Origin of the sequence: Kitasatospora sp. NPDC089913 (assembly GCF_044748625.1) — a bacterium.
Lineage (GTDB): Bacteria > Actinomycetota > Actinomycetes > Streptomycetales > Streptomycetaceae > Kitasatospora.
The window spans coordinates 1-2,753 of sequence record NZ_JBIVGI010000064.1; the positions used below are offsets into that span (position 1 = coordinate 1).

3 protein-coding genes are annotated in these 2,753 nt (G+C 69.2%); all 3 read right to left on the bottom strand.

Going from position 1 to position 2,753, the window contains the following annotated elements:
• A partial coding sequence (locus ACIPYS_RS40140; protein WP_400755567.1) for an SGNH/GDSL hydrolase family protein occupies window positions 1–820 on the bottom strand: 820 nt, incomplete at its 3' end.
• Between the two features lie 97 nt (window positions 821–917).
• Window positions 918–2,081 carry an FG-GAP-like repeat-containing protein gene (locus ACIPYS_RS40145; protein ID WP_400755569.1) on the bottom strand — a complete coding sequence of 388 codons (1,164 nt, stop codon included), beginning with the start codon at window positions 2,079–2,081 and terminating at the stop codon, window positions 918–920.
• A 147-nt stretch (window positions 2,082–2,228) separates the two neighbouring features.
• The coding region (locus tag ACIPYS_RS40150) for an FG-GAP repeat domain-containing protein (RefSeq protein ID WP_400755571.1) at window positions 2,229–2,753 on the bottom strand (525 nt) is incomplete at its 5' end.

Sequence of the window (2,753 nt, forward strand, 5' to 3'; positions counted from 1 at the left end):
AACCGTTGTCGTTGAGAACCACGTAGTCCGCACGACCGTCACCGTCGAAATCCGCCCACCGCACCCGCCCCGCACCACCCGACTCCGTACCGGCGTGACGCGTGGCCGCCGGGGCGGCCAGGCCGTCGGTGAAGGAGCGGTCCAGAGCCTGCTCGAAGGTCTGCGCCATTCGCTGGTAGCCGGAGTCGTTGGGGTGCAGTCCGTCGGCGAATTCGGCCGGCGTCAGCGCGGGCGCGGCGGTGTAACGGACCTTGCGACCCTGGGTCTGCTTCGTCTCGACGGCCCGGCTCAGCGCGGTGTTGTAGTCGGCCACCAGGGCGGTCAGGTTCGGTGTGGTCGGAATCAGGCCCATCACGAGGACGCTGACACCGGGACGGGCGGCGAGGACACGGTCGATCAGTGCCGAGGTGCGGTCCGCCGCATGGGCCTTGTCGGTACCCCGGTCCAGGTCGTTGATGCCGATGTGCAGCAGGACAACGTCCGGCTGCGCGGCCTGGAGCCACCCGTCGACCCCGGCCGCGATGTCGTTGACCATGTACCCGCTGTGGCCCTCGTTGTCGGGGTCGGTGACCGCGCCGTTGTGGTTCGATCCCACCAAGTCGACGGTGTAGCGGTTCTGCTGGGCCACCAGGTCGCCGAGCGGGCCGCGATAGCCGGCGTCGGTGCTGCTCCGGTACCCGGCGGTGATCGAGTCACCGAGCGGCATCACCCGGAGCAGCGGGGCCGGTGCGGGTGCCGTGGCCGAGGCCGTGGGGGCGGTGGCCGCGATCGCCGCCACCGCGCTCGCGGCGGCCAGGGCGAGTCCGAGGGTGCGCTTCACAGGATTCCTTCTTCCTTGCTGGGGTTCGTGACTGAGGTTCGTGGCTGGGGTTCGTGGCTGGGGTTCGTGGTGCCGGTCGGTGGTGCGGGGGCGGGGTTCAGGCGCCGGCGGCGATTTGGCCGTAGTCGATCCAGCCGGGGTTGTTGCGGTCGTCGCCGCCGTTGTTCAGGAACGCGGTGGTGGGGCCCGTGGTGACGAGGTAGTCGGCACGGCCGTCGCCGTTGATGTCCGCCAGCGACACCGCGTTCTGGTCGCCGGTCAGACCCGTGGTGATCTGCGCCCGCAGCGTCCAGCCACCACCGGTGTCACCACCGTGGTTCACGTAACTGGTGATCGAACCACCGGGGTTGACGATGTTGTAGTCCGCACGACCGTCGCCGTCGATGTCGGCCCACTTGACACGGCTGCGGTCGGTGGTGACACCACCGGCGACCTTGCCGAGGTCGCTCCAACCACCGACACCGGTGTTGCGGAACACACCCACCGCACCGTCCGCCTGGGTGACGACATAGTCGGTGCGCCCGTCGCCGTCGAAGTCCGCGAACGTCACCTGCGACGGATCGGCGGTCAGGCCGGAGGCGACCTGGCCCAGGTCGCTCCAGTCCCCGTGCCCGTCACCACCCTTGTTCAGGAACACCCGCACCGAACCGTTGGCATTGATCAACAGGTAGTCCGCGCGCCCGTCACCGTCGTAGTCCGCCAGACGCACCCGCGCACGGTCGGACGTCATCCCGGTCGACACCTGACCCAGGTCACTCCAACCCCCGTGCCCGTCACCACCCTTGTTCAGGAACACCCGCACCGAACCGTTGTCGTTGAGAACCACGTAGTCCGCACGACCGTCACCGTCGAAATCCGCCCACCGCACCCGCCCCGCACCACCCGACTCCGTACCGGCACCGCTGGGGTACGGGTTGGCGTGGTCGGTGGCCAGACCGGTTCCCGGAGCGCAGCTCCACGCGCCGGCGCCCTGGTCGGCGAGGATCTTCTCGGCTATCAGGATCTGCTGTTTCTTGGTGGCGAGGTCGGGGCGGGCCGCGTAGGCGGTGCCGCCGTAGTACTGCCAGTTGTGGAGGTTGATCTGCAGGCCGCCGTAGTACGTGCCGCCGGTGTTGATGCTCCAGTTCCCTGTGCTCTCGCACTGGGCGACCTTGTCCCAGGTGCTCACGGAGGCGGCCGAGGCCGTCGGGGCGCCGATTGCGCAGGCCGCGGCGGCGGCCAGGACGACGAAGGAGAGCGGGGGACGACGGCGCGGCTTCAATGGAATCACTCGTTTCGGTAGCGCGGACGGTCAGGGGGGTGGGAGGGGCGCAGCGCGTTCCGTGCGCTGCGCCCCGGGTCATTGCGGTTCGTGGCTGGGGTTCGTGGCTGGGGTTCGTGGTGCCGGTCGGTGGTGCGGGTGCGGGGTTCAGACGCCGGCGGCGATCTGGCCGTAGTCGATCCAGCCGGGGTTGTTCCGGTCGTCGCCGCCGTTGTTCAGGAACGCGGTGGTGGGGCCCGTGGTGACGAGGTAGTCGGCACGGCCGTCACCGTTGATGTCCGCCAGCGACACCGCGTTCTGGTCGCCGGTCAGACCCGTGGTGATCTGCGCCCGCAGCGTCCAGCCACCACCGGTGTCACCACCGTGGTTCACATAACTGGTGATCGAGCCACCGGGGTTGACGATGTTGTAGTCCGCACGACCGTCGCCGTCGATGTCGGCCCACTTGACACGGCTGCGGTCGGTGGTGACACCACCGGCGACCTTGCCGAGGTCACTCCAACCACCGACACCGGTGTTGCGGAACACACCCACCGCACCGTCCGCCTGGGTGACGACATAGTCGGTGCGCCCGTCACCGTCGAAGTCCGCGAACGTCACCTGCGACGGATCGGCGGTCAGGCCGGAGGCGACCTGACCCAGGTCGCTCCAGTCCCCGTGCCCGTCACCACC